This is a genomic window from Pseudidiomarina tainanensis, from assembly GCF_900115255.1.
GTDB classification, from domain to species: domain Bacteria; phylum Pseudomonadota; class Gammaproteobacteria; order Enterobacterales; family Alteromonadaceae; genus Pseudidiomarina; species Pseudidiomarina tainanensis.
This window is the reverse complement of sequence record NZ_FOYU01000004.1, coordinates 64,264-89,812: the sequence shown is the minus strand read 5'-3', so window position 1 is coordinate 89,812 and position 25,549 is coordinate 64,264. Positions and strand designations below refer to the sequence as shown.

The following is a 25,549-nucleotide window of genomic DNA, read 5'->3' as shown; positions in this document are numbered from 1 at the left end:
CCAACATGCAAGATATTCATGCACATCGCATATTGATTTTAGATTTCGGCTCGCAGTACACGCAGTTAATTGCCCGCCGTATTCGTGAACTCGGCGTCTACTGTGAACTGTGGGCGTGGGATGTCAGCGAAGACGACATCCGTAACTTTAAACCGAACGGCATTATTTTGTCAGGCGGCCCAGAATCGGTAACCGAAGCCAACTCGCCGCGCGCACCTGAGTATGTATTCGAGGCGGGCGTACCAGTATTTGGTATTTGCTACGGTATGCAAACCATGGCCGAGCAACTGGGCGGTAAAGTGCAAGGTTCACTCGAGCGTGAATTTGGCTATGCCCAGGTTGAGCGTATCGCACCGTGTCCGTTGTTCCACCACATTGAAGACAGTGTGCACGAAAGCGGCAACCCAGTGATTGATGTGTGGATGAGCCACGGTGATAAAGTCATTGAAGCACCTGCAGGCTTTGACATTGTCGCACAAACCCCGACCTGTCCAATCGCCGCAATGGCCGATGACAAACGTGATTTCTATGGTGTTCAGTTCCACCCAGAAGTGACCCACACGCGCCAAGGCATGCGCATTCTCGAACACTTTGTGGTTGAGATTTGTGAGTGTGAACGCAATTGGACTCCAGCGCACATCATTGATGACGCCGTTGCTCGTATCCGCGAACAAGTTGGTACCAACAAAGTCGTTTTAGGTTTGTCAGGTGGTGTTGATAGCTCAGTGACAGCTATGTTGTTGCACCGTGCCATCGGTGATCAACTGACCTGTGTATTTGTCGATAACGGTTTGCTGCGCTGGCAGGAAGCAGAGCAAGTCATGGAAATGTTTGGTGACCATTACGGCTTAAACATTGTTCATGTTGATGCGGAAAACCGTTTTCTTGACGCGCTTGCGGGAGAAAAAGATCCGGAAGCAAAACGCAAAATTATCGGCCGGGTATTTATCGAAATCTTCGACGAACAAGCCAGCCGCATCAAAGATGTATCGTTCTTAGCGCAAGGCACAATTTATCCAGACGTGATTGAGTCTGCGGGATCAAAAACCGGTAAGGCGCATGTGATTAAGTCACACCACAATGTCGGTGGCTTACCAGAAGATATGAAATTGAGCTTGGTTGAACCACTACGCGAGTTGTTTAAAGACGAAGTACGTAAAATTGGTTTAGAGCTCGGCTTGCCTTATGACATGTTGTATCGCCATCCATTCCCAGGCCCTGGCCTTGGTGTACGGGTGTTGGCGGAAGTGAAGAAAGAATATTGTGACTTATTGCGTCGCGCTGATCATATTTTCATCAGCGAACTACGTAACGCTGGTATTTATCACGACGTCAGCCAAGCGTTCGCGGTGTTCTTGCCGGTGCGCTCAGTTGGTGTAATGGGTGATGCTCGCAAATATGATTGGGTTATTGCACTACGTGCCGTTGAAACAATTGATTTTATGACTGCACGTTGGGCACATCTCCCGTATGAGTTGCTTGAAAAAGTATCGAACCGCATCATCAACGAAATAGATGGTATTTCGCGTGTCGTGTACGATATTTCTGGCAAACCGCCAGCGACCATTGAATGGGAATAATGCGTGCTTAAGTGGCTTATAAGCTGGTCGTTAATTGGGTTGTTGCTCGGGTGTGCGCCCGAGCCGCAGCCTAGCCAGCTTGACGCCATCAAAGAGCGTGGGTTGTTGCGCGTAGGTACCTTACTTGGGCCAACCAGCTACTACCTTGATGCTGAAGGCGAAGCGGGCATTGAATATGTGCTCGCTAAGCAATTTGCCGAAGAACTGGGTGTTGAGGTAGAGATGGTGTCGCGCTACAACGTGAAAAACCTTCTCAATTTGCTTGAGTCAGGCGAAGTCGATTTGCTTGCTGCTGGCTTGAATCGCACCGCGCAACGTGAACAGCGATTCCAATTTGGCCCACCTTATTTTGAAATTTCTCAACGTGTTGTCTTTAAACAGGGGGCCCGCGACCGCCCACGTAGCCTCGAGGAACTCGACGCTGAGCTAGTGGTTGTTGAAGATTCAAGCCACCATGATTGGTTATTACAAATAGCCGAAGATTACCCTGAGCTTAAATGGCGCGCCACAGACGACCATGACGCGAATGAGTTACTGCGCCAAGTGGTTGAAGGTGACATTGCCTATACCATTGCCGATAGTAATACCCTCGATGTGCAACGCCGCTATTATCCTGATTTGAGCGTTGCTTTTACTGTGCGTGACGACGTTGATATTGCATGGCTACTCAATCAACAAGTGGACGCTTCGTTATATGCCGAAGTGATTACCTTTTTCGGCAACCTTCGCCACTCTGGGCAATTATCACAGCTATTAGATCAGCATTTTGGCCACGTCGCCAACTTTAATTATGTTGATACCAGCCTGTTTATTGATGCTGTGCAAACGGTATTACCGAAATATCGCGATATTTTTGAAAAACATGCAGGCGCGTTAGATTGGCGTCTGCTGGCTGCGATAAGTTACCAAGAAAGTTTGTGGAATCCGCGTGCGATATCGCCTACTGGAGTGCGCGGCATGATGATGTTGACGCTACCAACCGCGAAAGCCATGGGTGTTGCAAGTCGGTTGAATCCTGAGCAAAGCATTCAGGGTGGTGCGCGCTATTTTGAGCGTATGTTACAACGCATACCGGCGCGAATTCCGGAGCCCGATCGGATTTGGTTTGCGCTCGCGGCATATAATATTGGTTACGGCCATTTGGAAGATGCACGTATTTTAACGCAGCAGCAAGGCGGCGATGCCGACCGCTGGATTGATGTGCGAAAACGTCTACCTTTATTAAGACAGAAACAGTTTTATCGACAAACCCGCTTTGGGTTTGCACGTGGTGATGAACCGGTGCGATACGTAGGGAACATACGTCGCTATTATGACACCTTGGTCTGGCTTGATAATCGAGGACGGATTCCAGCCAAACCTATGGAAATCACGGTTCCTGAAGGGAGCGGTGATGGAGTCAACTGATGCGTAATAAGAGTCGTCGATTAGTATCACCAGAGCGTCGCCGCGCCTGGTTACGTAAACAACGCCATTTGCAAACCGAACGCCGGCAAAAGTGGTTTCGTTTAACTGAAAAGCAAGATTAATAGCCCTAAAATTTTGGAGACTTGTCTGTGGAAATAGTACGCGGTGCTCCCGCTTTGTCTGAATTTCGAACTGAGAAATTATTGCAGCGCCTACAAAATGCTGAGCTTCCGGTAACCGAAGTGTATGCCGAGTTTATGCATTTTGTTGATGTCGAACAGACGCTCGATGATGAAGCGACAACAGTTCTGACCAAATTGCTGACCTATGGACCCGCGCTGGCAGCGCACATTCCAGATGGCAACTTGTTGGTCGTTGTGCCGCGCCAAGGTACGATTTCACCATGGTCTTCAAAGGCAACAGATATTGCTCACAACTGTGGCCTTACCCAAATTCACCGGATTGAACGTGGTATTGCTTATTATTTGTCGGGTGAGTTAACCGCGGCACAACTACAACAAGCGGCCGCGCTTATTCACGACCGTATGACTGAGATGGTCTTGCGCGACCTCGATGAAGCACAAGTATTATTCCATGAAGCGGAGCCAGCAAAACTGAAGAGTATCGATATTCTTCAGGGCGGTCGCGACGCACTGCAACGCGCAAATATCGATATGGGCCTTGCGCTTGCAGATGACGAAATTGATTATCTTTTTGAAAACTTTAGTGCACTAAAACGAAATCCGAACGACATTGAACTGTATATGTTTGCGCAAGCGAACTCAGAGCATTGTCGTCACAAAATCTTTAACGCTGATTGGACTATCGATGGCAAAGAACAACTGAAGTCGTTGTTCAAAATGATCAAGAATACCTTCGAGGTCACGCCAGAAAACGTTTTATCCGCTTATAAAGATAATGCGGCAGTTATGGTCGGTTCGGAAGCCGGGCGTTTTTATCCATATCCAGCAGGCACCAGTGCCGCAGGCGAGTACAGCTACTTCCACGAACCTGTGCACATTCTGATGAAGGTGGAAACGCACAACCATCCAACAGCTATTTCACCGTATCCAGGGGCCGCAACAGGTTCTGGCGGTGAGATTCGTGACGAAGGTGCAACTGGTCGCGGTTCTAAGCCAAAGGCTGGCTTGGTTGGTTTTAGCGTTTCTAACTTACGTATTCCGGGCTTTGAGCAGCCTTGGGAAGAAGATTTCGGCAAGCCTGACCGCATTGTGACCGCGCTTGATATCATGCTTGAGGGCCCTCTGGGTGGCGCAGCTTTCAATAACGAATTCGGTCGTCCAGCTCTAACAGGCTATTTCCGTACTTACGAAGAAAAAGTCACCAGCCACAATGGTGAAGAGATTCGTGGTTACCACAAGCCAATCATGATTGCTGGCGGTATGGGTAATATCCGCGAGCAACACGTCGAGAAAGGTGAGATTCCAGTCGGCGCAAAATTAGTCGTACTTGGCGGCCCAGCGATGAACATCGGTTTGGGTGGCGGTGCCGCATCGTCAATGACCTCTGGTACCTCTAGCGAAGATCTTGATTTCGCGTCGGTACAGCGTGATAACCCTGAAATGGAGCGCCGTTGCCAAGAAGTCATTGACCGTTGCTGGCAGCTTGGTGACAAGAACCCAATAGCCTTTATTCACGATGTCGGTGCTGGCGGTTTATCGAATGCGATGCCGGAGCTGGTGAGTGATGGTGGTCGTGGTGGTAACTTTGAACTACGCAAAGTACCCAACGATGAACCAGGTATGTCGCCACTGGAGATTTGGTGTAACGAATCCCAAGAACGCTATGTGATGGCCATTGCGCCAGAGCGTATGGACGTATTTGAAGAAATTTGTAAGCGCGAACGCGCACCGTTTGCTGTGATTGGTGAAGCAACAGAAGCTGAACACCTGACCTTAACCGACGAACATTTCGGTGATAAGCCAATCGATTTACCGTTGAACGTATTACTTGGCAAGCCACCGAAAATGCATCGCGATGTGACCACGAAGCAAGTAAAAGGTGATGCTATTGATCGCGACGGTATTAAACTCAGCGAAGCCGCGAAACGCTTATTGCGTTTGCCAGCGATTGCGGAAAAAACCTTCCTGATCACCATTGGTGACCGCACTGTCACCGGCTTGGTTGCTCGCGACCAAATGGTTGGTCCGTGGCAGATTCCGGTTGCCGACGTGGCAGTCACTGCAGCGAGTTACGACACCTATGCCGGTGAAGCTATGGCGATGGGTGAGCGTACGCCGTTGGCGTTGTTAAACTATGCAGCGTCTGCACGTATGGCCGTGGGTGAGTCACTGACCAACATTGCCGCGGCAGACATCGGCGATCTCAAATTCGTGAAGCTTTCTGCTAACTGGATGGCCGCAGCAGGGCATCCGGGTGAAGATGCTGGCCTTTACGAAGCAGTGAAGGCAGTGGGCGAAGAACTCTGTCCGGCATTGGGTATAACCATTCCAGTGGGCAAAGACTCCATGTCGATGAAAACCCAGTGGCAAGACGAGCAGGGCGCGAAGGCGGTAACCGCACCATTAAGCCTTGTCATTACTGCGTTTGGCCGCGTTCGCGATGTACGTCGCACGCTGACGCCACAACTGCGCATGGACAAAGGCGATAGTAAGTTACTCTTAATTGACCTGGGGCGCGGCAAAAACCGCCTTGGCGGCTCAGCTTTAGCGCAGGTTTATCGTCAGTTAGGCGATGTCACGCCAGACGTTGATAGCCCTGAAATTTTGAAAGGTTTCTTCGACGCAACGCAACAGCTTATTCATGACAAGAAGTTGATGGCCTACCATGACCGCTCAGACGGCGGTTTGTTTACAACTGTGGCGGAAATGGCATTTGCCGGTCACTGTGGTGTTGAAGTAGCGCTTGATAATCTGGGCGATGACGACTTAGCAGCTTTGTTCAGTGAAGAACTCGGTGCTGTGGTGCAAGTGAGTGTTGAAGAACTTGAGCACGTGCAACAAGTTTATGCTGAGCATGGCCTTGAAGACTGTGTTCACGTAATTGGGCGTCCGGTACGTGAAGACGTCGTGCGCTTCAATCGTAATGGTGAAGAAGTGCTCGCGCACTTACGCAGCCACTATCGCGCCATTTGGGCAGAAACAACTCATCAAATGCAGCGTATGCGCGACAACCCAGCCTGCGCTGATGAAGAATTTGACGCCAAACAAAACCTCAATGATCCAGGATTGTTTGCTGATCTGTCATTTGATGTGAGTGAGGACGTTGCAGCGCCGTATATCAACACAGGGCGTGACCCTATGGTCGCGATATTGCGTGAGCAGGGCGTAAACTCTCACGTCGAAATGGCAGCGGCTTTTGATCGTGCGGGCTTTGCAGCGATTGATGTGCACATGAGCGATATTTTAAGTGGCCGTGTAAGCCTTGAGAAATTCAACGGCCTGGTTGCGTGTGGTGGCTTCTCGTACGGCGACGTTTTAGGCGCTGGTGAAGGTTGGGCGAAATCAATTTTGTTCAACAGCCGTGCGCGTGATGAGTTTGCGGCATTTTTTGAGCGCAATAAAACCTTCGCTTTAGGTGTGTGTAACGGCTGTCAGATGTTATCGAACCTTAAAGAGTTAATTCCTGGCGCCGAAGCATGGCCACACTTTGTCACCAACCGCTCGGAGCGCTTTGAAGCGCGCTTCAGTTTGGTTGAGGTTCAAAAGAACAACTCGTTGTTCTTTGAAGGAATGGCTGGCTCGCGTATGCCAATCGCCGTGTCACATGGTGAAGGCTGTGCCGAATTCAAAGGCAATGACTTAGCTACCGTGAACGCGGAAGGCTTGGTAACCATGCGCTACATCAACAATAAAGGTGATGTTGCAGCAACGTACCCAGCGAACCCGAACGGCTCGCCTGAAGGCATTACGGGGCTGACCACGAAAGATGGTCGTGTATCGATTATGATGCCGCACCCTGAGCGTGTGTTCCGTACTGTTGCCAATAGCTGGCACCCCGATGAGTGGGGCGAAGATAGCCCATGGATGCGGATGTTCCGCAATGCACGCGTCTACTTGGGTTAAGTAGACACAAATGAAAAGCCCGGCTTCATGCCGGGCTTTCTTTTTGAATTCACAATTTATCGGCGCTTTCGAAAGAACTGCCGCAAAATATCCCCGCATTCGTCAGCCAATACGCCACCAATCACTTCAATTTTATGATTCATACTTGGGTGATTAATAACCTCAATAGCAGTTCCAGCGGCGCCGGTACGTGGATCACTCGCACCATAGACTAACGTTTTCACACGCGCATGGGTCATTAGCCCGGCGCACATCGCACACGGCTCTAACGTCACATAAAGCGTGGTATCGACTAAGCGATAGTTTCTTAGGTGCTTGCCTGCAGCCCGAATGGCCTGCGCTTCGGCATGAGCCGATGGATCATTGAGCGTAATCATTTGATTAAAACCCTCACCAATAATCTCATCATTTAATACCAACACAGCACCAACGGGTACTTCGTCGTATTGCTCAGCGGCAATCGCGGCAAGTTCGAGTGCACGCTGCATGTAAAACTCGTTATCCATAAGCTTCTTCAACTGAATGAATGTGTGCGCATGATAAAAAAAAGCCCCCGCAGATGCGAGGGCTTTGTTCGAACTTATCCAAATTAGAACTTGTAGTTAATGCCTAAACGCATTTCCCAAAGTGATGGACCAGTTTCACGTGATTGTGGGCTAGGTTGGTTAAACTGCTCATAAATCACGTTGTATTCGTCATCAAGAGACGCATCCACAATCTGTTCGATTTGTGGGAAGCCGGCTTGATATAACACACCCCAGTCGCTGTTCAACAAGTTGCCAACGTTTTCGATAACGAAGAACATGTTAGCTTTATGACCATCAGCAAACCCTGGTAATTCCTGAGTTACTTTCAAGTCAAACTTGTTCCACCAGCTGCTGTAGAAGCTATTACGTGGAGCGATGCCGCCAGCGTACTTGTCTAAGCCGCTCTCTTGGATATATGCAAAGAACGCATCAGTATCGAAGTCTGGGCCAAAGATAACTTTGCTGTCGTCAGCACCAGTTGGCACGTACAACAATTGACGGTTACCAGTGTCACCGAACAGGTCACGACCGTTCAAGCCAAAGCTATATGGACGACCTTTGTTCGCTTGACCGAACAAGCTGAAACGAGTTTCTAAACCATCGAAGAACTCAACACCATAGTTAACACGTAAAGTGAAACGATGTGGAATTTCATAGTTCGCAGGTCCAGATACGTAGTTGTTCATGTCTGAAGTAGCGGTTTGTGAGAAGTTAGAACCAGCTACTGACGAGCTCATTGCCTGAGCTTCTTCTGAATCGGTGTAAGCATAAGCTACCGACCAATCAAGACCGAAGTCATAAGCATGGCTCAACGCAAGAGACAAGTTCAACTGGCTACCTGCATCGTCAGCATTCGTTAACTGATAATCACCTTCACGACCATTTGGGTTTGAATAAACCGGACGACCGTCAGAAGCAACGCCTACTTGTTCGAACGCCAAGTCGATGATAGCAGCAGAGTCTTTACGTTTGGTGTAAAGAATATCACCCATCAAGACCATTTGGTTTTCGAAGGTATAAGTTGCACCCAATGCATATTTCCACTCGCTTGGAATTTCGAAGTTCGGGTCAAACGAGTTTACTGGGCTGTTGCCGCTTGCATTCGCAACTGCGTCGTACATTGATTGTGGTACGTCGTAGAATGGACGACCAGAACCTGACAAGTCGACAGCGTTCAAATCAACGCCACGCTCTTGCAATTGGATTTGCGTAATACCATCGTTTTGATAGTTGTTTGCAATCCAAACGTTCGGGTTACCACCTGAGTACAGACCGAAGCCACCACGTACTTCTAATTCAAGAGAAGGCTTCCAGTTGAAACCAACACGTGGTTGTAACAAACCTTCGCCGTCAAAGTTGGTTGCATTGCTGTAACCATAAAGATCGATGAAGTTTTGGTTTTCACGTGGCAAGTCATCACTGGTATACCAGTCGTAACGGAGACCGTAAGTCAAGGTTAAGTCTTGCTCGTACATGTAGTATTCGTCTTGAACGTACAAGGTGTTGATTTCGTATTGGAACGCACCTGCTGCATCTTCAGGGTTGTTCGTACCAGCGGCACTACCGTAGTAGATACGGTCTACGATACCTTGACGGAACAAGTCGATAGCTGCATTTGGATCAGTGCTACCATCTGGAATAAAGATACGGTATTCACCACCACGCGATTGCTGTACGAATAAGTTATATACGTCTAACTCTTCACGCTCGAAACCAGCGGTAATAACGTGGTCGCCCATGAAGTAGTTACCAGCTAACTTGATGTAGCGCGTATCGTAGTAAAGCTTGTTCGCTTGACGCGAGTCATCAGCACCTAAGAATACAGTTGCGCTATCTTCGATACCGTCGTTGTCGTGGTCAAAACGAGTTTCGATTTGAACTTCACCGAAATCTTTTGGACCCAAAGTAACTTGGCGGTTATCAACTTTCTGGTAGCCAGCACGAACTTCAGTTGAGAAGTTATCTGTCCAGTTTGAGTAGAATTCACCAACGTATGAAGTTAACTCAGTACCACGGTCATAGTAGTGGTTTGAGAATTCATATGCCCAAGAATCTGACTGACGGATGTTACCGCCGTCGTTCCAGTTGTAAGTGAACGCTGCACGGTGCGCATCGTTGATCTGCCAGTCTAATTTAAGCAACAATTTCTCGTCTTCTACTGGTGCAGAAGCGATTGGGTCGCCAACTTCATAGCCGTAAACTTCACGAGCGATTTGTGCAATTTCGTCTACCTGTGCTTGCGACACACCATAGATTGGGTTACCTGCAGTTGGGTCATCGCCAGCGCCGTTATCAAACTTCACCGCACCTTCGTATTTTTCATACGCAGCGAAGAAGAATAATTGGTCTTCTAAGATTGGACCACCAACACTGAAGCCGTAGCGTTTTTCGTTGAAGTCGCCTTGCTCAAGTTTGGTATCTTCAATTTTGTCACCACGCATATCTTGGTTGGTGTAATCGAAGAAAACGCTTCCGTGGAATTCGTTCTGACCAGACTTGGTTACAGCGTTGATGTTACATGCGGTAAAACCACCGTATTTCACATCAAATGGTGCTAATTCAACAGCAACCTGCTCGATGGCATCATAAGCAAACGGCATACGCTCAGTTGGGTAACCATTTGAGTTCAAGCCGAAGTTGTCGTTCATACGAACGCCGTCAACAGTCAAGCTGTTGAAACGTGGGTTTGCACCACCACACTGAATACCATCACCGTAGGTTTCATCGATATAGATACGTGGGTCGATACGCACGATATCTTTGATGTCACGGTTGATAGCTGGCGCTTCTTCAAGGTCACGCAAGCTGAAGTTGCTTGCTGGGCCGGTGCCGCCATAGTTGTTGTTCAACATTGAGGTGCCAGTTACAGCAATACGCTCAACATTGCTTTCAACCATCAGGTTAACGTTCGCCGTTTCACCCAAGGTTAAGTAAACTTCTTGTTCTTTTGTCGCGCCAGTTGTTGGGTCAGTTACCGTGATAACGTATGGACCGCCAACAGCCAAACCACGAGCAGAGAAAGTACCTGTCTCGTTGGTTGTTAAAGTACGCGATGCGCCAGTACGCGTATCGGTAATTACTACTTCAGCGTTAGCCAGCGTGCTGCCGGTATTTGAAGTAATAACACCACGCAATGCAGATGCTGTGTCTTGCGCATATGCAGTGGCCGAAAGGCCCATTGCGATAGCAACAGCTGCTGCGATACGTGTTTGTTTGCAGTTAAACATGTTGATGTTTCCCTTGGGTTGTGGTTTTACAGTAAGAAAAAACTTCTGGATTGGTTGGCTCGAACGAAGCGTTCTTTGCCGAATTAGAGTTTGAGTTGTTTATGATTACAGAATGAATAAATGAGGTAACAGAAGAATTGATGAACAACGAAAAACACACACACCAACGACAAGAATTGCTCCAATATCGTTGCATGCGATAAGTTGAATTTCGCCAACCGTGACTCATTTTTTCGTCCTATAACCTAGACAATGACGAGATCAGGTAAAAACTGCAATATAATGACCTGAATCCACCGATGTGGATTTATAGCATCGTACTGTGTCAAAAATATGACAATATTTTACGCAATTTTTTTTACAATTGCATCGTATAAATTGAACCTTTATGCTTTTTCTCTGTCGTAGCATGCCCGCAAAAGGATAGTTCGTTCCGATGAAATTCCGTACAGCCCTTATTTTATCTTTCTCTGCGCTTTATTTAGCAGGATGCGATATGCCCCCAGAAAAAATTTCAGAACCTGTTTCACTGCGCGTTGCCACGTTTAACGTGAGCATGGATGCCAGTAATTATTTATCGAATGAGCAAGTGCAAACCCAAGGCGCCACCGCGCTGACTGATGCTTTAGCGCAGCAACACCCACAAATCAAAGCCATTGCTGAAATTATCCAGCACACGCGTCCAGATGTTTTGGTGTTAAATGAGTTCGATTATGTTGATGCGAGTCAAGGTGTTGATGTTTTTCGCCGCGACTACCTGCAACAAAGTCAAAACGGCGAGTCGCCGATAGATTACCCATATGTATATTTGGCGCCGGTGAACACCGGTGTACCAAGCCCATTTGATTTAAGCGGTGATGGCGTGGCCAGTGGCACCGGCAATGATGCCTGGGGCTTTGGTTGGTATCCGGGCCAATACGGTATGGTGCTGCTATCTAAATATCCAATTCAAACCGACGCAGTGCGCACGTTCCAACTATTCAAGTGGAAAGACATGCCGGGTGCGCTCGCACCGTTGCAACCGAATACGTCAGAACCATTTTATAGTGCAGAAGCTTGGCAACAATTTCGACTAAGCTCAAAGTCGCACTGGGATGTACCGATTGACGTCAAAGGTCACGAATTGCATCTGTTGGTCAGTCACCCAACGCCACCGGTGTTTGATGGTAAAGAAGATCGTAACGGGCGTCGAAACTTCGATGAGATTCGGTTTTGGGCTGACTACATTCAACCACATCTTAGTGACTATATTTATGATGATAATGGCACAAAAGGTGGGCTAGGTGAGCAGCAAGCGTTTGTAATTGCTGGCGACCTGAATGCTTCGGTTGAAAGCGCTGACAATGTACCTGGAGCGATTGATCAGTTACTAGAACATCCGTTAGTGAATGCCAACAAAACGCCAACAAGTATCGGTGGCGCGCAACATACCCCAGACAATGAGCAGGCCGCGACACATACCGCTGGTTGGCGCAAACGCGCCGATTACGTGTTGCCATCGGTATATGGTATCGAATTAATTCAATCATGTGTGTTTTGGCCTGCCGCCGGTGAACCCAAGGCAGAATTGGTGCAAACACGCGGTGCTTCTTCTGATCATCGACTGGTATGGATAGACATTCAGTTAAAATAAATGACACAAATTTGGTGGGTTTCATAAAAGTGTCATAAAGTATCGTGATAATCAGCCGTGCCAAAAACAAATTAGGTGACGCAGATGTCCAGAAAGATACTGATTGTTGAAGATGAAGCGCCGATTCGCGAAATGCTTAGCTTTGTCATGGAACAGCACGGCTATCAAGCAATTGAAGCGGGTGATTACCAAGCAGCTCTGGAAAAGGTGGTTGAACCTTTTCCTGATATGATTCTACTAGATTGGATGATTCCAGGTGGCTCTGGTATTCAACTCGCGAAGAAATTGAAAGGTGATGACTTTACTCGCGCTATCCCAATCATCATGCTTACAGCGCGTGGTGAAGAAGAAGACAAAGTACGTGGCCTTGAAGTCGGCGCTGATGATTACATGACCAAGCCGTTTTCGCCGAAAGAACTCATGGCGCGTATGCGTGCCGTGTTTCGTAGAGTAGCTCCAACTGCGCTTGATGAACCACTAGAAGTTGAAGGCTTGCGTTTAGATCCAGTATCACATCGTGTTACCGCTTATAACGATCGGCTTGACATGGGGCCAACCGAATTTAAATTACTCCATTTCTTTATGACGCACCCTGATCGGGTGTATAGTCGAGAGCAGTTACTAGATCATGTATGGGGAACCAACGTTTATGTTGAGGACCGCACTGTCGATGTTCACATTCGTCGCCTTCGCAAAGCGTTGGAAGCGCATGGGCATGACCGCTTGGTGCAAACCGTACGTGGTGTCGGTTACCGTTTTTCCAAGAGTTAAACGGAGCCGCCACTAAGCATGGATCGTCGTTATTCCGTCCTATTTATATTGAAAGGCCTACTGTGGTTTATTGTCCCGGTAGGCTTTTTCGGTTGGTTGCTCGGTTACTTCTGGGCAACGTTGGCTCTAGCACTCATCACTTTGGTCGTTTGGCACTATTATTACCAATACAAATTGGTCGATTGGTTATGGCACCGCCGTACCATGTTGCCACCAAGTGCACCGGGCAGCTGGAGCTATATCTACGACGGTATCTATCGCACACAACGGCGCAGCCAACAGCGCCGCCGTGCATTAGCGCGGTTACTACGACGCTTTCGTGAGGCATCAGAAGCGATTCCTGATGCAGCCATAGTATTTCGCAAAGACGGCGGTCTCATCTGGTGTAACAAATTAGGCCAATTCTATTTTGGCCTGAAGTGGCCTGCCGATACGGGCATCCGCCTTTCCAACTTGATTCGTCACCCAGAATTCATTGCCTATTTGCAGAAGGGCGATTTTAGCGACGACATTCATCTGCCATCTCCGGTGCGCGAAGATGTAGAACTTGAAGTTCGTATCATGCCTTATAGCGATGACCAATATTTATTGATGGCGCGTGATGTGACCCAGCTCAAACAACTCGAGCAAATGCGTAAAGATTTCGTAGCGAACGTGTCACACGAATTGAAGACGCCATTGACCGTCCTTCAAGGTTATCTCGAAATGTTGGATGAACCGGCTGCACTGCCACCGGCCATGCTCACCAAAGCGGTGACCGACATGCAGGCGCAAAGCGAACGTATGCGCAACTTGGTTGATCAGCTCCTATCGTTATCGCGTATGGATGTGCATCGTACCGATATGTTTGAACGTACTGTCAACGTGCCGGCCATGTTAGAGGTAATCAAGAATGACGCCGAGCGTTTGAATCAAGATAAGCAACACACATTGCACTTTGATATTGCCGATATACAAATTCACGGCATCGAAGATGAATTGCGTAGCGTATTTTCAAATTTAGTCACCAACGCGATTCATTACACCCAACCCCATGGTGAAATCAAAGTAACCTGGAAAATGGTCGGGCAAGACGCCGAGTTCTCGGTGCAAGACAATGGCCCCGGTATTCCTGCCGAACATGTCGGCCGTTTAACTGAACGTTTCTATCGTGTGGACAAAGACCGCAATAGTAAAAAAGGCGGCTCTGGATTGGGGTTAGCGATAGTCCAACAAGCGCTGGAACACCATCACAGTCGGCTTATTATTGATTCTGTTGTGGGGCGTGGTTCCAAGTTCTCATTCCGCATTTCTGAAGAGTTGGTCATTAAGCGTTCATGATAAAAAAATGACACTTTTGTCATAAATGTCACAATACTGTCACATTGACACACTAAACTTGACTCCAGTTACTGATTAAAACCGTCGGTAGAAACTGACAAAACATCACGATTGGAGTCAACTATGAAATTCAAATCGGCATTAATTACCGCTGCAGTTGCAGGTTTAATTAGTTTTTCTGCAAGCGCACAAAAAGCAACGGACAACCTGCCTGAATATGAAAAAGTAAGTGGTCTTTCAGGCAACCTCTCATCGGTAGGTTCAGACACTTTAGCAAACATGATGACCTTCTGGTCAGAAGAGTTTAAGCGTTTATACCCGAACGTTAACATGCAAATCCAAGCGGCTGGTTCTTCAACTGCGCCACCTGCGTTAACTGAAGGCACGTCAAACTTCGGTCCTATGAGCCGCGCGATGAAAGCGAAAGAAATCGAAGCGTTTGAAAAACGTCATGGTTATAAGCCAACGCAAGTTCGTGTAGCGATTGACGCATTAGCCGTATTCGCACACAAAGATAACCCAATTGAAGGTTTAACCATTGCTGAAGTGGACGCAATCTTCTCGAGCACGCGTTTGTGTGGTGCAACTGAAGAAGTGCGCCGTTGGGGCGATTTAGGATTAACCGGTAGCTGGGAAAACCGTGACTTGCAGTTATATGGTCGTAACTCAGTATCAGGCACTTACGGTTACTTTAAAGAAATCGCGTTATGTGATGGTGACTTCCGCAATAATGTAAACGAACAGCCAGGTTCAGCATCAGTGGTACAGTCGGTATCAACGTCATTAAACGCCATTGGTTACTCAGGCATTGGTTACATGACTTCTGGTGTGAAAACTGTACCTTTAGCAGTTGAAGAAGGCGCGGAGTTTGTTGATGCGACCACTGAGAATGCTTTAGCGGGTAAGTACCCACTAGCACGTTTCTTGTACGTTTATGTAAACAAGCATCCAAACAAACCGCTTGACCCAGCGACTGCCGAATTCTTGAAAATGGTTTTATCTAAAATTGGTCAAGAAATCGTCGATAAAGACGGTTACATTCCGCTACCACGCGTTGTGGTTGAGCAAGAGCTTGAAAAGCTTGGCTTGAATTAAGTTTTAAGAAAGATGGAAGCCCGCAAATTGCGGGCTTTTTTATACCTGTATCTGCCGCATGATGGGCTGCTGTAACGAAATCAAGGTTTCCGTGGCCTGAATTTCCTCAATAGGCTGAATTTTGTTGATCAATAAGTTTTGTAGATCATCAATTGAGCGCACCATCACTTTAATAAAAATACTGTATTGGCCGGTGGTGTAGTGTGCTTCTACCACCTCCGGAAAAGCGTTTAACTGCGCTAATGCACTGGGGTAATCGCCGGCGCGCGCTAAATTAATACCGATAAAACAACACACATCGTAACCAAGTTTGCGTGCATCAACGTGCACGTGGGTACCTGTAATAATTCCCGCTTGGCGTAATTTCTCTACCCGCACATGAATTGTGGCGGGGCTAACGCTATGTTGCTTGGCAATTTCTGCATAAGAAATCCGCGCGTTGTCTTGCAGCGTGCTAATTATCGCTTTGTCTAAATTGTCGATCATCTAATTTCTCGTCTGAATACCTATGTTATTTTAAATAATATCTAATATTTTTTACTAAAAATACAAATAAATTATCGTGTAATTGTTTATTGGTTAGATGATATTGAATTAAAGGCTGCTTGGGGTTTAATTTCTTGAATAACGAATAACGAATAACGAATAACGAATAACGAATAACGAATAACGAATAACGAATAACGACCATTATCGGGTAACCACCATTAACAGCGCGTTGCGCTACCCGGCGTACTTTCCGCCAGGTAACGGCCGGGCTACGAGGATTTAACATGTTGAAGCAGCAACAGAGAATTGCCGAAATTAAACAGCGGATGACTGAATTGTTATGTACCACTTTGAACTTGACCGAAGTGCAGGCGCCGCTGATGGTCCCGAGCGAAGCTGGAGTGCAAGATAATCTGAGTGGCGCAGAGCACGGCGTGTCAGTGCATGTTAAAGCGGAACAGCGTGATTACGTGATCGTGCACTCACTCGCGAAATGGAAACGTAGCGTGCTGGCGCATTACGGCTGCCAAGCAGGTGAGGGCGTGGTTGCGCAGATGAAGGCAATTCGCGCTGAAGAAGAGCGGTTAACAGAGCGGCACTCGGTTCTAGTTGAGCAATGGGATTGGGAGCAGGTAATTGCATCAAGTGAGCGCTCACTGACAACGTTGCAAAGAACGGTCAGTGATATCTATCAATCACTATGCCAATTAATGTGTGACCTAGCGCCAGAACATGCAGATCAACTCGCATCGCAGGTGACATTTATTCATGCCGAACAACTCCGCCAGATGTATCCATTACTGACCCCGAAAGAACGTGAACGAGAATTCACCAAGCTACACAAGGCAGTATTTATTATTGGTATCGGTGGCGAACTGGCTGACGGTTCATTACACGACGCGCGTTCGCCAGATTACGATGATTGGAGTTCGTTGGCGACTCACCCAACGCATCAACAAGCGTTACCTGGCTTAAATGGTGATTTGTTAGTTTGGCATGCGCCTATTGATGATGCGTTAGAGTTGTCATCGATGGGGATTCGGGTTAACGCCGAAGCGCTCAAGCGTCAAGCAGCACAGCGTGGGTGTGAAGCGATATTACAGCAACCATGGCACCAAGATTTATTAAACGGACGCCTTCCAGAATGCATTGGCGGTGGTATCGGACAGTCGCGCGTTGCTATGTGGGTGCTGCAATTGTCGCATATTGCTGCAACACAAGCTCCGCAGCTGGAGTGGACGTATTCAACAGGTGAAAAAATCCGCGCTGCATGACAGAAAAATGTCAGGAATGTGACAGCACTGTAACAATACTGTCATAGAAAGGGTCTATACTCTGCTGCATCAAATTCATGTTAGATCATTTTTAGACTTGAAGAGGCAGCAATGGCGGCATCACAACGTGCAGAGTTGGGAGCCAGTAATGTGCGATTAATCAAAGACAAAGCTGCTCGCTGGGGGGTAACTCTTGGCGGCGGTTTAGTGTTAATGGCACTGCTACTGATATTCTTTTACTTGTTATATGTGGTTGAACCTATTTTCCGTGGTGTTGAAGTTGAACACCAGCAATCGTTTGCCGTGCCAGGGCAAGGTCAGACCGTTGCCATGGGTATGGAAGAGCAGTCTGAAATTGGCTATCGCTTTGCCGATAACGGTGAACTGAGCTTCTTTGCACTCAAGCAAAAGCCGGGCACCGATTGGCAACCTGGCCAAGTTTTACTGACCGAACAAGTTGCCGACGAGCCGACCGCATTTGCAGCTACTCAGCCGCAAAACAAGCGTTACGCTTATGCAGTGGCCAACGGTCAAGCGCGCGTTATTGAGCCAAAGTTTCGGTCGCAATTCACTAATGGTCGCCGCTTAACCACGCCAGTGGTTGGTTTCGCCAACGATGGTGATTTGGTTCAAGTTGATCCGCAACAACGCACCTTGAAACAGTTAGCCTATGAATATGATGGCGAATCACAACTGTTTGCAGCGGTAACAGCTGATGACAAAGTCATCGTCAATTTCCTACAAGCTAGCCGCAGCTTTCTCACTGGAACCGTTGAACTGCAATCAAAGTTTGCTGAACTGCCGATAACTGGAGCGGTTGATAACGTCAAAGTCACGCCTGACTTGTCGCAAGTGTTTGTGCGTCAAGGCAACCGTTTCTATGTGTTTGGTATTTCCCGCACAGGTAACGTCAGCGAGCGTCAAGTATTAACCATTGACCGTCGCCGCTACGGCGATATCACCAGCATGCAGCTTTTGGCAGGGGCCAGCTCCGTGCTCTTTGGCCATGCCAACGGGCGTGTCACGCAATGGTTCGAAGTTGCTGGCGCCAATGGCCGCCAATATGAATACATTCGTGAGTTTCAGGCTGGCACTTCAGCAGTTACCGACATCATCGCTGAGTATTACCGTCGTACTTTTTATACCGTATCGGCCAACGGTGAAGTTGGCATTTTTCATACCACGTCTGAAGCTAATTTATATCGCGAAAATATCGATGGCATCAAAGCCGACCGCGTAGTGATTGACCCGCGCGCCAATACGTTATTGATGCAAAGCGGCGATGAGTTACATAGCTTTAATCTTGAGAATGAACATCCAGAGGTAACCTGGAGTGGCATTTGGCAAGAAGTTTGGTACGAAGGCTACCCAGAGCCACAATACGTTTGGCAGTCAACGTCGGGTTCAGATGATTTTGAACCGAAGTTTAGCCTTGTGCCAATTTCATTCGGTACCATCAAAGCTGCTGCTTACGCGATGCTATTTGCGGTACCGATAGGTTTAGCCGCAGCGGTTTACACAGCTTACTTTATGTCGCCAAGCGTGCGCAAAGTGGTGAAGCCAACTGTTGAAATTATGGAAGCTTTGCCAACGGTTATTTTGGGCTTCTTGGCTGGCTTGTGGTTGGCACCGCTTATTGAACAATATTTACCCGGTATCGTCGCGACGATCATCCTGATACCGCTGGCGATAATTGCCTTTGCTGCCATCAGTACAGTCTTGCCAAAAACTTGGCGTAACCGTTTTACCGATGGCCGCGCAGCACTGATCTTACTGCCAATTGTTGCCTTTGTTGGTTGGTTATCATTTGAGTTGTCACCATGGGTTGAACAAGCCTTATTTGACGGCAACGTGCGTCAATATATAACGAATGAACTGGGTATTACTTTCGACCAACGTAATTCATTAGTCGTTGGTATTGCGATGGGGTTTGCCGTTATTCCGACCATTTTCTCGATTGCCGAAGATGCGGTGTTCAGCGTACCGAAGCACTTATCGAACGGTTCATTAGCATTGGGTGCTACCACCTGGCAAACACTGACCAAAGTCGTTCTATTGACTGCGAGTCCGGGTATTTTCTCGGCAGTCATGATGGGCTTAGGCCGTGCAGTAGGTGAGACCATGATCGTGCTCATGGCGACGGGTAACACACCGATTATGGATTGGAATATTTTCGAAGGCATGCGCACATTGTCGGCCAATATCGCCGTTGAAATGCCAGAATCAGAGGTCGGTAGCTCGCATTATCGCATCTTGTTCTTAGCGGCCTTTGTATTGTTCATTTTTACTTTCGCGTTTAATACCGTCGCTGAGCTTGTGCGTCAGCGTCTACGCGAAAAATATAGCTCGATGTAAGCGTGAGGATGTCCATGAATAAATGGTTTAAATCAGGAAAACCTTATATTTGGCTTACTGCGGGCGCGGTAAGTGTCAGCTTAATCGCTGTGCTTGGCTTATTGGCACTGATAGCGTGGCGGGGCTTGTCATTCTTTTGGCCGGCAGCCATTCATGAAGTTGAAGTGCAGGCGAATGATGGCTCAACTCGTGTGATCATTGGCGAAGTTTATGACCGCGAAGAAGTGCCGATTTCACGACTAGAAGAATCGGGCGTTACCCTTGAAGGCTTTGAGGGTGACATGCTTGAGCGTAAGTTGTTTAAAGTGGGTAACCGTGAGTTTGTGCCACTCGATTTTATGTGGGTAATGCAACCGCAGATTATTCGCGACGAAACACCACAAGACTTAGCTGTTTTAGAACGCTCAAAAGACGGCAACTTTTATGGTTACGTGGTGGATGTGCTCGAAAATGGCGAGTCAGTGGCGAACTCTGAAAATCTACGCAAAGTATTGTTTGAACGTATCGAGCGCGCAGTTGAGTTCAACGAAAAGGCCAGCGACTTGCAGCAAGGGCCAATCGGTGCGATTAACTATGAGCTCAACCAATTACGCCTAGAAGCGCGTGCACTGGACCTTGAAGGTCAGTTGACGGAAGCTGAACAACAACGTTTGGCAGCCGAAGAACAGGCGTTGAACGAGCAGTACAAAGAGCTTGAAAAAGAGTTGTTTGCGTACCGTGAAGCGGCCAGTCGTGACAGCGTGGTCATGCGTGATATGCGCGGCATGGATGTGACGATTCCAATGTACCGAGTACTCGATGCTACGTTCCCGAACGACATGGGATTACTGAGCAAAGTCGGTCACTTCTTTGTGCAAATCGGCAAGTTTGTGTCGGAAGATCCGCGCGAAGCAAACACGGAAGGCGGTGTATTCCCAGCGATTTTCGGTACCGTATTCATGGTGCTACTCATGTCGGTTATCGTGACCCCGTTTGGCGTTATCGCTGCGGTTTACTTGCACGAGTACGCCGGTAAAAATGCCATCACGCGCCTGATTCGTATCGCGGTGATTAACCTCGCCGGCGTACCGTCAATTGTTTATGGTGTATTTGGCTTAGGCTTCTTTGTATATATGGTAGGTGGCACACTCGACCAAATCTTTTACCCAGAGGCACTGCCAAGCCCAACGTTTGGTACACCTGGGGTGATGTGGTCCGCGATTACTTTGGCTATCCTGACATTGCCGGTGGTCATTGTATCTACCGAAGAAGGCTTGTCGCGCATACCAAGTACATTGCGTGAAGGTAGCTTGGCACTCGGTGCCACGAAAGCGGAAACCTTATGGCGCATTATTTTACCGATGGCATCGCCAGCTATTATGACTGGTTTGATATTGGCCGTTGCGCGCGCTGCAGGTGAGGTAGCACCGTTGATGCTGGTGGGCGTGGTGAAATCTGCGCCAATGTTGCCGGTAGACGGCAACTTCCCGTACTTCCATTTAGATCGCAAATTCATGCACTTGGGCTTCCACATTTATGATGTAGGTTTCCAAAGCCCGAACGTTGAGGCCGCGCGACCATTGGTCTACGCCACCTCATTCTTGCTGGTTACGGTGATCGTCGGGTTAAACCTGACCGCTATTGGCGTGCGTAACCATTTACGTGAAAAATATCGCTCTCTTGAACATTAAGGTTAAACATTATGATTTCGGTTACTCCGAACACTAGCAATGTCGAATCATTAGATTTAGCAAACTTAACGCCAGAGCAAACCGCGTTAGAAATTCGCAACCTCAACTTACATTATGGGGAAGCGCAAGCGCTGTACGATATCTCGATGAACATTCCGAAGAATCGTGTCACCGCATTTATCGGTCCATCAGGTTGTGGTAAATCAACGCTGTTGCGTTGTATCAACCGTATGAACGACCTCGTAGAAATCTGCCGTGTGAAAGGTGAAATCCTGTTGCACGACAAGAACATTTACGACAAAAATGTGGATGTTGCTGAGTTGCGTCGTCGCGTTGGTATGGTGTTTCAGCGTCCCAACCCGTTCCCGAAATCGATTTATGAGAACGTGGTATACGGCATGCGTTTGCAAGGCGTGAACGATCGCCGCACTTTAGATGAAGTGGTTGAACGTTCATTGAAAGGCGCCGCGCTGTGGGATGAAGTGAAAGACCGCTTAAATGAATCCGCTTTCGGATTATCCGGTGGTCAGCAGCAGCGTTTGGTGATTGCGCGTGCCATTGCCATTGAGCCAGAAGTACTGTTGTTGGACGAACCAACGTCAGCATTGGATCCAATCTCAACCTTGACGATTGAAGAGCTGATTACTGAACTGAAAGAAAAATATACGGTGGTTATCGTCACGCACAACATGCAACAAGCTGCTCGTGTGTCTGATCAAACGGCATTTATGTATATGGGTAAATTGATTGAATATGCGGACACCAACACGCTGTTCACGACCCCAGCCCAAAAACAAACCGAAGATTACATTACCGGACGTTACGGTTAATAGGAGCGCAGGCAATGGATAAACTCAATATGAGCCGGCATATTTCCGGAAAATTTAACGAAGAGCTTGAAGCAGTCCGTAACCAAGTATTGAATATGGGCGGCTTGGTTGAGCAGCAATTGCGTGACTCGCTGCATGCGATTGAAAAGTCAGACCACGAAATGGCTGAGCAGATTTTGCAGCGTGACTACAAAATTAACGCATTGGAAGTTCAAATTGATGAAGCGTGTGTGCAAATCATTGCAAAACGTCAGCCAGCGGCAAGTGACTTGCGCTTAATCATCGCGATTTTCAAGACGATTTCTGATCTTGAGCGTATCGGCGATGAGGCAGAACGCATTGCGCGCGTTGCACTCGAGAGCTTCAACAATGACCAACAGCAATTCTTGGTGAGCTTAGAAAATCTCGGCCAACAGGTGTTAGCGATGCTACATGGTGTGCTCGATGCATTTGCTCGAATGGACCTAGACGCGGCGTTTGAAGTGCACCAAATGGATGCGCAAGCCGACCGTCAATACGAGGCGCTGACACGTCAGCTGATGACCTACATGATGGAAGATCCGCGCGGGATTCCAAAAGTCATGAATGTATTGTGGTCAGCGCGCTCGTTGGAGCGTATCGGCGACCGTTGTCAGAATATCGCCGAGTACATTATTTTCTTCGTGAAAGGTAAAGACGTACGACACGTTTCTCCTGAATCGATGGAGCAAACGGTAAAAGGCGCGCGCTAACGCTGTAATTAATACAGCACGCGCGCTTTTATAGTGCCGTCGATATCACGCATTGCTACCAGTAAATCATCGGCAATGGTGCTTTTCGGCGGCGTTTCTATATCAATCACTACATAACCGACTTTGCTATCGGTTTGCAGATACTGACCCGAAACGTTGATATTTTGCTCGGCCAACAATTGGTTAATGCGGGTTAGCATACCAGGGCGGTTGTGGTGAATGTGTAGCAAGCGGCGCGAGCCTTCATGTGCAGGCAATGCCACCTCAGGGAAATTCACTGCTGATAAAGTCGAGCCGTTATCGGAATAACGCACTAATTTACCCGCCACCTCAATGCCAATGTTTTCTTGTGCTTCTTGCGTTGAGCCACCAATGTGTGGGGTCAAAATACAGTTATCTAAACCACGTAATGGCGATTCAAACTGCTCATCGTTACCTTTCGGTTCAACCGGGAATACGTCAATCGCCGCGCCGGCTAAATGTCCTGATTTTAACGAATCTGCCAAGGCATTGATTTTCACCACGGTGCCGCGAGAAGCGTTAATAAATACCGCACCTGGTTTCATCTGGGCTAACTCTTGAGCGCCAATCATCCATTGCGTTTGTGGTGTTTCTGGCACGTGCAACGTCACCACATCGGCTTGCTTCAACAGTTCATTTAGACTGCTCACCTGTAAGGCGTTACCGAGCGATAATTTTGTTTCGATATCGTAATAGCGAACCTGCATACCCAGCTGCTCTGCCAAAATACCCAGCTGTGTGCCAATGTGGCCATAACCAACAATGCCAAGCACTTTACCGCGCACTTCAAATGAACCTTTGGCGGCTTTGTCCCAACCACCGCGATGCGCCGCCGCGTTTTTCTCTGGAATTCGGCGCAGCAACATAATGATTTCCGCTAGCACTAGCTCAGCAACGCTTCGAGTATTCGAAAATGGTGCATTGAAAACGACCACGCCGTTATCGCGCGCGGCTTCGAGGTCAACCTGATTGGTACCAATACAAAAACAGCCTACAGCAGCAAGCTTCTCGGCTTTTGCAAAGACTTTAGCAGTTAGTTGAGTGCGTGAACGAATGCCAATAAAGTGCACATCTTTAATTGCTTCACACAGCTCGTCTTCATTCAGTGACGTTTTCAGCGTTTTGATATTGCTGTAGCCATGCTGTTTAAGCACCTCGACCGCGCTGTCATGCACACCTTCAAGTAACAGAATTTGAATGCGTTCTTTGGCCAGAGATACCTGTGGTGCTGCTGGGGTGTTCATAGTTACTCCATGAATTGCAAACCGTCAGGGCTTGCGATAATCGCGATATTGGCGCCGCGCTTGGCGAATAGGCCGTTAGTGACCACACCTACAATACTATTCAATTGTTGCTCAAGTTGAACAGGGTTTAAGATATCAAAGTTGTGAATGTCCAGAATGACATTGCCGTTGTCGGTCACAAAACCTTGACGCCACACTGGGTCACCGCCAAGTTTGACGATTTCGCGAGCCACATAGGAGCGCGCCATCGGAATCACTTCAACCGGGATAGGGAAGCGACCCAAGCGGCCAACCACTTTGCTTTGGTCGGCAATACAAACAAATTTGTCAGCGACTGCGGCAATAATTTTTTCGCGGGTTAATGCACCACCACCGCCTTTGACCATGCGCATGTGCTCGTCAATTTCATCAGCCCCGTCAATGTACACCGGCAAGTCAGCCACGTTGTTGAGCTCAACCACCTCAATACCATGGGCTTTTAAACGTTCGGTCGATGCTTCTGAACTCGATACCGCAGCTTCGATGTCATTTTTCATAGTTGCTAGTGCATCAATGAAAAAATTAACGGTAGAGCCGGTGCCCACGCCGACAATTGAATTGGGTTGGACGTACTTCAGTGCGGCTTCAGCAGCTTGCTTTTTTAGGTCATCTTGCGAGGTGGTCATGGCGGAATCCATAGTCAGTTGTCTATGGCGGTTTAGTATACAGTTTTAGCCCCGAAAGTCCCACACTTTCGAGGGCGTAATCACCATCGAAAGCGGCACATCCCAAGGTTGTACCGGTAATGTATCGACATATTGGCAATCCATTGCCAGCCCAATTGGCAACACATTGATTTTACCCTGTCGCCAAGCACTTAAGGTACGATCATAAAAGCCGCCGCCCATGCCCATGCGGTTGCCGAGGGCGTCAAATCCGACTAACGGCACTAACAGCACATTCAACTGGTTAAGAGGCGTCACATGACGCACATCAAGTTCCGGCTCGGGAATTCCAAAGCGGTTATGTGTCCATTGGGTCGTTTGATTCAGTTGCATAAACAGCAAATGCCCCGCGCGAAACGGATGCAAAATAGGTAACGATAGCTGATGTGCTTGTGCCATGAGACGCTGATTAATGGCATGCGTTGGTAACTCAGCTTTCACACTAAAATAGCTGCCAATTTGGCAGGGCTGCTGTAGCTCGGGTAGCTGCAGTAAGTGTTCACCGACTTGCAAAGCCGCATAATCGCGGGCTGCGTTAGAAACGCTAGCGCGTGCGTCGAGTAGTTGGCGGCGTAATTGCTGTTGGGTCACGGCGCTGATATCCTTGCTGAACAACATAATTAAA

General features: G+C 48.0%; 19 protein-coding genes. 13 read left to right on the top strand and 6 right to left on the bottom strand.

From position 1 onward, the window contains the following. The first annotated feature begins 5 nt into the window (after positions 1 to 5). Genes guaA through purL form a run of 4 tightly spaced genes read left to right on the top strand, consistent with a single transcriptional unit; the run spans position 6 to position 7,033 of the window. Positions 6 to 1,580 (top strand): glutamine-hydrolyzing GMP synthase, encoded by a 1,575-nt coding sequence (gene guaA / locus BM292_RS10625; protein ID WP_092858394.1) that lies wholly within the window; start codon positions 6 to 8, stop codon positions 1,578 to 1,580. A gap of 3 nt (positions 1,581 to 1,583) precedes the next feature. Next, positions 1,584 to 2,987, top strand: a complete 1,404-nt coding sequence (mltF, locus tag BM292_RS10620) for a membrane-bound lytic murein transglycosylase MltF (protein ID WP_092858392.1) — start codon at positions 1,584 to 1,586, stop codon at positions 2,985 to 2,987. Continuing rightward, complete coding sequence (locus tag BM292_RS11855; RefSeq protein ID WP_267899179.1) at positions 2,987 to 3,109, top strand: hypothetical protein; 123 nt, start codon at positions 2,987 to 2,989, stop codon at positions 3,107 to 3,109. Before mltF ends, BM292_RS11855 begins: the two co-directional genes overlap by 1 nt. A 27-nt stretch (positions 3,110 to 3,136) precedes the next feature. Continuing rightward, positions 3,137 to 7,033, top strand: a complete 3,897-nt coding sequence (purL, locus tag BM292_RS10615; protein ID WP_092858390.1) for a phosphoribosylformylglycinamidine synthase — start codon at positions 3,137 to 3,139, stop codon at positions 7,031 to 7,033. A gap of 56 nt (positions 7,034 to 7,089) precedes the next feature. Here purL and tadA read toward each other — a convergent pair whose 3' ends face one another. After that, a complete protein-coding gene (gene tadA, locus BM292_RS10610) occupies positions 7,090 to 7,539 on the bottom strand; it encodes a tRNA adenosine(34) deaminase TadA (RefSeq protein ID WP_218151690.1) in 450 nt (149 codons plus the stop codon). An 83-nt stretch (positions 7,540 to 7,622) separates the two neighbouring features. Next, positions 7,623 to 10,787, bottom strand: a complete 3,165-nt coding sequence (locus BM292_RS10605; RefSeq protein WP_092858386.1) for a TonB-dependent receptor — start codon at positions 10,785 to 10,787, stop codon at positions 7,623 to 7,625. 496 nt (positions 10,788 to 11,283) lie between these two features. Here BM292_RS10605 and BM292_RS10600 point away from each other — a divergent pair, with 496 nt between their 5' ends. The 4 genes from BM292_RS10600 to BM292_RS10585 all read left to right on the top strand — a co-directional run bounded on the left by BM292_RS10600 (position 11,284) and on the right by BM292_RS10585 (position 15,606). Further along, complete coding sequence (locus BM292_RS10600) at positions 11,284 to 12,420, top strand: endonuclease/exonuclease/phosphatase family protein (RefSeq protein ID WP_245751924.1); 1,137 nt, start codon at positions 11,284 to 11,286, stop codon at positions 12,418 to 12,420. Between the two features lie 84 nt (positions 12,421 to 12,504). Continuing rightward, a complete protein-coding gene (gene phoB / locus BM292_RS10595) occupies positions 12,505 to 13,191 on the top strand; it encodes a phosphate regulon transcriptional regulator PhoB (protein WP_092858382.1) in 687 nt (228 codons plus the stop codon). A gap of 18 nt (positions 13,192 to 13,209) precedes the next feature. Continuing rightward, positions 13,210 to 14,511: a phosphate regulon sensor histidine kinase PhoR gene (phoR, locus tag BM292_RS10590; protein WP_092858380.1), complete on the top strand. Its 1,302-nt coding sequence runs from the start codon at positions 13,210 to 13,212 to the stop codon at positions 14,509 to 14,511. Between the two features lie 123 nt (positions 14,512 to 14,634). Beyond that, positions 14,635 to 15,606, top strand: coding sequence for a PstS family phosphate ABC transporter substrate-binding protein (locus tag BM292_RS10585; protein ID WP_092858378.1), 972 nt, complete (start codon positions 14,635 to 14,637; stop codon positions 15,604 to 15,606). Positions 15,607 to 15,645: 39 nt separating this feature from the next. Here BM292_RS10585 and asnC read toward each other — a convergent pair whose 3' ends face one another. After that, a complete protein-coding gene (asnC, locus tag BM292_RS10580) occupies positions 15,646 to 16,092 on the bottom strand; it encodes a transcriptional regulator AsnC (protein ID WP_092858376.1) in 447 nt (148 codons plus the stop codon). Between the two features lie 287 nt (positions 16,093 to 16,379). Between asnC and asnA the strand changes: the two genes are divergently transcribed. The 5 genes from asnA to phoU all read left to right on the top strand — a co-directional run bounded on the left by asnA (position 16,380) and on the right by phoU (position 22,955). Further along, on the top strand, positions 16,380 to 17,369 hold the full coding sequence (asnA, locus tag BM292_RS10570) for an aspartate--ammonia ligase (RefSeq protein WP_092858372.1): 990 nt from the start codon (positions 16,380 to 16,382) through the stop codon (positions 17,367 to 17,369). A 111-nt stretch (positions 17,370 to 17,480) separates the two neighbouring features. After that, the gene (locus tag BM292_RS10565; RefSeq protein WP_092858370.1) at positions 17,481 to 19,724 is read left to right on the top strand and encodes an ABC transporter permease subunit; all 2,244 of its coding nucleotides are present in this window, start codon (positions 17,481 to 17,483) and stop codon (positions 19,722 to 19,724) included. Between the two features lie 14 nt (positions 19,725 to 19,738). Continuing rightward, positions 19,739 to 21,394, top strand: a complete 1,656-nt coding sequence (pstA, locus tag BM292_RS10560) for a phosphate ABC transporter permease PstA (protein ID WP_092858368.1) — start codon at positions 19,739 to 19,741, stop codon at positions 21,392 to 21,394. Between the two features lie 11 nt (positions 21,395 to 21,405). Then, on the top strand, positions 21,406 to 22,224 hold the full coding sequence (gene pstB / locus BM292_RS10555; protein ID WP_092858366.1) for a phosphate ABC transporter ATP-binding protein PstB: 819 nt from the start codon (positions 21,406 to 21,408) through the stop codon (positions 22,222 to 22,224). Positions 22,225 to 22,238: 14 nt separating this feature from the next. Further along, positions 22,239 to 22,955, top strand: a complete 717-nt coding sequence (phoU, locus tag BM292_RS10550) for a phosphate signaling complex protein PhoU (RefSeq protein ID WP_092858364.1) — start codon at positions 22,239 to 22,241, stop codon at positions 22,953 to 22,955. An 8-nt stretch (positions 22,956 to 22,963) separates the two neighbouring features. On the opposite strand, the gene serA is transcribed toward phoU, so the two are convergent. Genes serA through BM292_RS10535 form a run of 3 tightly spaced genes read right to left on the bottom strand, consistent with a single transcriptional unit; the run spans position 22,964 to position 25,515 of the window. Then, positions 22,964 to 24,220: a phosphoglycerate dehydrogenase gene (gene serA, locus BM292_RS10545; protein WP_092858362.1), complete on the bottom strand. Its 1,257-nt coding sequence runs from the start codon at positions 24,218 to 24,220 to the stop codon at positions 22,964 to 22,966. Positions 24,221 to 24,222: 2 nt separating this feature from the next. After that, the gene (rpiA, locus tag BM292_RS10540; protein ID WP_092858360.1) at positions 24,223 to 24,885 is read right to left on the bottom strand and encodes a ribose-5-phosphate isomerase RpiA; all 663 of its coding nucleotides are present in this window, start codon (positions 24,883 to 24,885) and stop codon (positions 24,223 to 24,225) included. A 45-nt stretch (positions 24,886 to 24,930) separates the two neighbouring features. Next, on the bottom strand, positions 24,931 to 25,515 hold the full coding sequence (locus BM292_RS10535) for a 5-formyltetrahydrofolate cyclo-ligase (protein ID WP_218151689.1): 585 nt from the start codon (positions 25,513 to 25,515) through the stop codon (positions 24,931 to 24,933). Between the last annotated feature and the right edge of the window lie 34 nt (positions 25,516 to 25,549).